The organism is Arthrobacter sp. 01T428, from assembly GCF_056398685.1.
Window position 1 is genome coordinate 176,552 of record NZ_JBFTPW010000007.1, and the last position, 6,252, is coordinate 182,803.

The 6,252-nt window shown below is 63.2% G+C and carries 6 protein-coding genes and 1 pseudogene; 2 read left to right on the forward strand and 5 right to left on the reverse strand.

Translation table 11 applies throughout. The annotated features are described in order from the left end of the window. Positions 1-11: 11 nt before the first annotated feature. Positions 12-1,472 carry an NAD-dependent succinate-semialdehyde dehydrogenase gene (locus AC1DJB_RS10630; RefSeq protein WP_441437317.1) on the forward strand — a complete coding sequence of 487 codons (1,461 nt, stop codon included), beginning with the start codon at positions 12-14 and terminating at the stop codon, positions 1,470-1,472. A 2,391-nt stretch (positions 1,473-3,863) separates the two neighbouring features. Here AC1DJB_RS10630 and AC1DJB_RS10635 read toward each other — a convergent pair. Continuing rightward, a complete protein-coding gene (locus AC1DJB_RS10635) occupies positions 3,864-4,217 on the reverse strand; it encodes a TraR/DksA family transcriptional regulator (protein ID WP_476910235.1) in 354 nt (117 codons plus the stop codon). 145 nt (positions 4,218-4,362) lie between these two features. Further along, a pseudogene (locus tag AC1DJB_RS10640) lies at positions 4,363-4,695 on the reverse strand (LLM class flavin-dependent oxidoreductase); the annotation flags it as partial. Positions 4,696-4,760: 65 nt separating this feature from the next. Here AC1DJB_RS10640 and AC1DJB_RS10645 point away from each other — a divergent pair. After that, positions 4,761-4,940: a hypothetical protein gene (locus tag AC1DJB_RS10645; RefSeq protein WP_284991722.1), complete on the forward strand. Its 180-nt coding sequence runs from the start codon at positions 4,761-4,763 to the stop codon at positions 4,938-4,940. A 170-nt stretch (positions 4,941-5,110) separates the two neighbouring features. On the opposite strand, the gene AC1DJB_RS10650 is transcribed toward AC1DJB_RS10645, so the two are convergent. The 3 genes from AC1DJB_RS10650 to AC1DJB_RS10660 form a co-directional block, all read right to left on the reverse strand. Continuing rightward, positions 5,111-5,398, reverse strand: coding sequence for a hypothetical protein (locus AC1DJB_RS10650; RefSeq protein WP_284991723.1), 288 nt, complete (start codon positions 5,396-5,398; stop codon positions 5,111-5,113). Between the two features lie 17 nt (positions 5,399-5,415). Beyond that, the gene (locus AC1DJB_RS10655) at positions 5,416-5,790 is read right to left on the reverse strand and encodes a hypothetical protein (protein WP_306961475.1); all 375 of its coding nucleotides are present in this window, start codon (positions 5,788-5,790) and stop codon (positions 5,416-5,418) included. A 34-nt stretch (positions 5,791-5,824) separates the two neighbouring features. Next, positions 5,825-6,252 (reverse strand): J domain-containing protein (locus AC1DJB_RS10660; protein WP_476910236.1); only part of this gene is annotated, 428 nt, incomplete at its 5' end.

A 6,252-nucleotide genomic window follows, 5' to 3' on the forward strand; every position in this document is an offset into this window, starting at 1 on the left:
GAGCAACGCCCATGAGTACTGGAGCCACACTGGACCTCACCGAAACCCGGCTGTTCATCGGCGGGAAATGGATACCATCCGGCACAGGAGCCACGCTGCCGGTCATCAACCCTGCCACCGGCGAAGCGATCGCGCACGTTTCCGACGGCTCCGTCCAAGACGGAGCGGCGGCACTGGATGCCGCCTGCGCCGCCCAGGACGCTTGGGCAGCAACACCGGCAAGGGACCGCGCCGACATCCTTGCCCGCACCTATCAGGGCATCATCGACCGCCGCGACGAATTCGCCCGCCTGATCGTGGATGAGATGGGCAAGCCCTGGGCAGAAGCCCAATCCGAAGTCGACTACGGCGCAGGCTTCTTCCGCTGGTTCGCAGAATCCGCCGGACGGATCCACACCGAAGGCCAGTTCGGCGTCGAACCGGGCTCCAACTACCACATGGCAGTGTCCAAACGCCCGGTGGGCCCCTCCCTGCTGATCACCCCATGGAACTTCCCCCTTGCCATGGGCGCCCGCAAGATCGCACCGGCCTTGGCCGCCGGCTGCACCACCATCCTCAAGCCTGCCGCCCAGACCCCACTGACGTCCCTGCTACTCGCCCAGGTCCTCCAGGAAGCAGGCGTGCCCGCCGGTGTGATGAACGTCGTCGCGACGAGCAACTCCCGGGATCTGATCGGCGGCATCATGAGCGACGAACGGACCCGAAAGATCTCCTTCACCGGCTCCACCGAAGTCGGCCGGGTACTCCTGGCCCAAGCCGCGCAGAACGTCATGAACACCTCCATGGAACTCGGCGGGAACGCGCCATTGATTGTTTTCGACGACGCCGACCTCGATACCGCCATCGAAGGCGCCTACCTCGCCAAGCTCCGCAATGGCGGCCAGTCCTGCGTCGCAGCCAACCGGATCTATGTCCAGGCCGGCATCGCGCCCGAGTTCACCAAACGCTTCACGGAACGCCTCGCCGCCGTCAACGTAGGCAACGGCCACGAACCCAGCACCGGCCTAGGACCACTGATCGATGACAAGCAACGCGCAACCGTCCACAACCTCGTCACCGACGCCGTCGCCAAGGGAGCAACCTGCCTCACCGGCGGCCAGGTCATCGACGGCCCCGGCTACTACTACCAACCCACCGTCCTGACCAACATTCCAACCAACGCCAACATCAGGGAAGAAGAAATCTTCGGCCCCGTCGCAGCCATCTACACCTTCGACACCGAAGAAGAAGCCATCGTCGAAGCGAACGCCACCCCTTATGGCCTGGCCTCCTACATCTTCACTCAGGACCTTGGGCGGGCACTGCGCGTCGCCGACGCGATTGATGCCGGCATGACAGGAATCAACCGCGGACTCATCAGCAACCCGGCCGCACCCTTCGGCGGGACCAAACAATCAGGCCTCGGGCGCGAAGGGGGAATCGAAGGCCTCGAGGCCTACCAAGAAACCAAATACACCGGCATCCAACTCTGACCTGACTGGTCATGTCCGCCCAAACGCTAGAGAAACCATGGACGATTTCGCGGAGTGGAAGAGGCTTTTACGGCTGCCCATCGAAATGCGAAAGGCCGACCAGCGGAACCGTGGATGGCGCGAGGACCCAACGAGGTAGCGGTTCAAGATCCTCGGCGTCCCAAAACGGTTGATGCCCACCCGTGGAATGTCACGGCAGGCCGAGATGAGCCGTCTGAAGTGGGTGCATAGGGGTGGCCTCGTCAGGCCGCCTCGAGCTACACCAACTTCGTTCCCGTCAGGCCAAAGCCTGGGTTGCCCGGAGCTCACATCCGGAACTTGATAGGGATACTTGCTTGATGCAGATCGGGGCGGACACCTGTCGGAATCCGCTATTCGGAACCGTAGGTATTCCTCCAAATGGTTCTTTTCGCGTTCAAACCCGGCAGAGTCTACTGCACCGGAAGTGGCCTTTCTAAAGCTGTGAAGGCTGCATTGCTGACCATCCGGGGTGACCACACGCTCATCGGGCTGGCTCGGCCGGACGGTTGTGCCTAGCCCCAGCGGGTGCGTGGGACCGTCCCCCTCTCCTCCAACGAGTGTGAGTAATCAGCGGCCAATAGCCCTGATGCACGGAGCAGTGGCGCATCGGCGCCGGGTTCCTCCCGGGACGCCGCGGACCTCCCAGGAGGGTAGGGTGTCTGCGCACGTATCAATTCTACGCAGGGTAGAAAAAATGTTTGCGAGTCCAAGGTGATTGGTCGTGGGTGTTCGATGAAGTGCTGCGAAGGTGCAGAGTCTTCTTGGGGCCCCTGACATGGGAAAACGCGCAAAAGCATGCCGAGACGGGTTCTCTTCCGTCTTTCTACTCGTCCCACTTGCTGGCCGATACCGATGTTCTGTCGTCGGGTCGGTCGGAAGGTCTTGTCATGATGCTCGTGGTCTTCTCCGCCATGTTAACAAGGAAGGAGGTGCCGCCGTCGTGTTGGATGTTTCATCGTTCTGCCGGGTAGGGTGTGGTCGGATTTTGGTTCGTTCGACGGATGGGTGTGAGTCGTGCCCCAGGGGCCGCCGCCTCATCCCGGCAGGAGGCTCCAAGCGGGCTAAAAGGCTGAGCCTTAGCAGGCGATCTCCAGTGTGTGGCGGCTCCCCTTTTGCTGGTGCCGCTCCGACTGTGCAGAGCAGCTTGGGTCCCCTTTTCGTCGGTGGCGATCGAGCAAAAAAGAAGTGTGAACAATGTCCACACTTTCCACCCCGGACTGGCCGGTACTGCCGTCGGACTGGCCCCGATTCCGCTTGTTTCCGCCACTTCCCAGTGTTTCCAAGGCCAGGAATCGCCTTCGAGTCCCACCTGGGGCACGTTCCTATCCCAGGTTTTGTTGTGAAGAGCCCTTCGGGCCCTTTTTTCATAGGTGGCCGGTGGTGTGGCCGGTTGCCTCCTCGCGTGCTTCGCTGACCGACCGGTTGGCGTTCGGTACCTGTTCATGGATGCTTATGGCCTCAACAACATCAATTCGGGAAAATTCGCTGGAATTTTCCTTAGTGCCATCGTTGGGGTGCTCATCGGGCTCTTAGCTGTTCGGCTCTTGGTTGGCTGTTCTGCTTGATGATGGTTGGGCCGGGAAGGCGCCGTGACTTGTGCAGCCCACGATGCCCAGTGCCATTCCCGTTCGGACCAGGGATCGTTCTGTATGCAGCTTTCCATGGTTGCTGTCAGCGCCGACTGCGTAGTGCTGTAGATCTTCATCGCACTGTCTGCGCTGGGACGTCTGCTGCTTGGTCGTTTTCACGCTTGTTCATTGGGCGGCTGGCTGCCGTGTCTGTCGCCTGACCGGCAGGCGGTTCGAACGGGCAATCCGGCTTCGGGCGGTGAACGGGGTAAGCGTTTCAGCGTTGTGTCGAGTAGAGCCCGCAGCTCCTGGAAGTGCCGCTCGGTGGCCGCCGGGTTGAAGGCGGAGGTGTCCGCCATGGTTGTAGCCGCGCGGCGCCCCTGCATAGATTTCGTTGGACGCCTCAAGCTCTGCGGCCTGTAAGGCTTCGCCGAGCCGAGCGACGGCGTCCCATGCTGCGGTCATTGTCCGCGTGGCCGAATACGAACCGGGCCCGCGCATTGCCAAGCTTCAGGTGCGGGCTGTCTGGCCCGTCGGTGGCGAGGCCGCTGCCGCGGAAGCCGCCGCACGCTGCCAGCACGTCCGGGTGGGACGTGGTGGCAGCCACCTCCGGTACCGGTGGCTCGTACCCACGGACCCGCAGCCTTGCTACTTGTCCTTTGGCCTGCGGAAATTGGTCCCCGGCTGTGGACAGGGAAACAGGCCATCCGAGGAGGCAGAAGAGACAGTCCGCTGGCGGCGCTAGTGCTTCCACAGTCCGTTGCGCACGCGCGCTACCAACAGCGTTGCTCCGGGTGTTGGCTTAGCTTTGACCGGATGCGTGCTCTATGCAATACGGAGTCCAAGGCCTTGCCTCCAGGCGACCCTCCGCGATGGGCTTGCCGCACACGGCGCACAGTCCGTAACTCCCGTTGGCAATCCGCAGCAAAGCGGCCTCGATCTGTTCCAGGCCCACCCGGCTCTGCGCCATGAGTGCGGAAGCCTGGGAAAGTTCGAAAGCGATCGTGCTCCCTTCCGGATCGTGTTCGTCGTCGACGTTCGCGTCCTGCCTGGCGACGTTTACCGAAGTGATGTCCCCAAGGAGGGCTTTCAAGAGCGCAACCTTGCGGTCACGTTCCTCCTCAAGGAGTACTCGGAACCGCTTCGCATCGACCATGGGACGAAAGGCTACCGCACAGTTGAGCTTGAGTGGGCCAGTCCGCGACCTCGTGGGACCGCTCTGACAACTGGGAGCACCGCGACTCGGCAGCGCACAGCCGCCCAGGAATGCCCAACGTCTGGTCGATTGTAGGCCGTGACGCCTACTGCGGGTCGCGCCGGACTTCAGCTGGAGTCCATCCCAGGGCTGGACCGGGTTTGCTGGCGATGTCGGTGAGGATCTGGATGTAATCCTCGTGGTCGAAGCTGAAGGGCAGCGCAAACGCCACCTCGTCGACTTCCTGAAATCCTGCGTCTGCGTATAGCTGCTCGGCGATCTCGTCGCTGGTACCGATCAGGTCCGCGGCGAACAGCATGCCCCTTGCCCCCTGCGGCGCCCGTGTGCGGGGAGTTCGTTCGTCAACATACCACTGGTATTTCTCCCGCTGACCCGGCGATGCCGAATCAGTTGGGATGACCACCAGGCCCTGCGACACACCGGGGACACCCGATCGGTGACGCCGGCACGTACCCCGATGGTACATTTCCCGCCGGCGTCCTGATGACCGCCCCGCCGGGCGAGGTCAAGAGCGCGCTGCCGCTGGAGTCCGAGTTCGGCGTGTTCGAGGCGCCCTTGGAGGATTACGACGTCGTGGAGCTGACCCGCTTCGCCCGGCCCCTGATGCGGGGCCGGGTGGCGTTCGGCGATTGTTTCGCTGCGCCAGTGCCCGGCGCAGGGTGACCAGGCATTGGCGCGTTACCTTGACCCCGGTCCATCATCCGTGGGCCGTTTGCCGGGAAGCAGCAGGGCACAGATCCTTTTGAAGACGTGGAGCGGTGTGGGCGCCGGACGCCAGCTGGAAACAGCGCCCGGCCGCGTCATGGCGTCCGGCCGAACGGTGACCGCCCGCTCTACGTTGGGTCCGCCGGGGTTTGGGCGCTGCTGTTGAGGATGTAGTCGGTTGCTGCTGGTCCGGTCATGCGCAGGCTCGGGAACGTCCAGCCCTTTCCGGTCTTTTCCGGGCGAAGGCCCGCGAGGCGGAGTGCGGTGCGGAAAGCCTGGTCGGGCACGGGGACTCTCCGGTTCAAGGAACACCAGCTGACGTAAAGCCCATAGAACGCGTCGGCGTTGATCCCTGAATCGCTCGCGTCGTTAACAATGCAGTCCCGAAGGAACTGGCTGATCTGTGAAGGGGTCATTCTGTGCTCCTGGGAATTTAGGGTTGGATTCCGTAGATGAATTCCTTGGCGTGGGCGACGGCTTTTCTGAAGGCGTCGTTGCGGAGGGTGACTTGCCCGGGGTTTTTGGGGTCGGTTTCGAGGTAGTTCGTGTAGCCGGGCCGCAGGACCCAGATGTCACCGGACGGGGGGAGGTAGAAGACCCCGAAGGAACGGTGCTGGGGATCCTCGGTCCAGATGGGGACGACCGCGACCGCGGCACCGGTGTCCGGGTTGATCCATTGGGCCCGTGGCATGGGTTGTTCGTGGGTTTCTGGGTCCAGGAACGGCGCTGTTCCTTTGCCCCACCGCTTTTCGAAGCGTTCGTAGAAGGCGGGCATCAACTGGTTGTCGTAGGGTCGCCAGGCACTCATGGGGGCTCCTTGGGATTGTGTGGTTTTCCGGCTCTCAGCGCCTGATCTGCAGGATCAGCGTGTAGCCGGTTGGCGGATATGACCGTTGCCGGACCGGCATTCCCGGGTACCGTCCGGAGGGCGGCTCCCAGATGACCGGTCCGATCAGCAGCGACGCGGCGGGAAGCAACTGCCCTGGGATACGCACGGAGGCGGCGTCGGGCCGCTGCGGCTTGGCGTTCGCGGCTGGACGCGGGTGCTCCCGGTCGTAGGCGGCCCGCTTTTCCGGGTTGCCGAGGATGGCGTAGGCGGCCATGATGTCCCGGAGCTCTTCCTGTAATTGCTGTTCCGCCAGGCTGGGGTGTTCACGGGGTGCATGGGCCGCCCGGGTGTCGGGGTGCAGGCCGCGCATGAGGGTGCGGTAGGCGCGGGTTACCTCGCGGGCCGTGGCGGTGGGGGCGATATGCAGGATGCCGTAAAGGT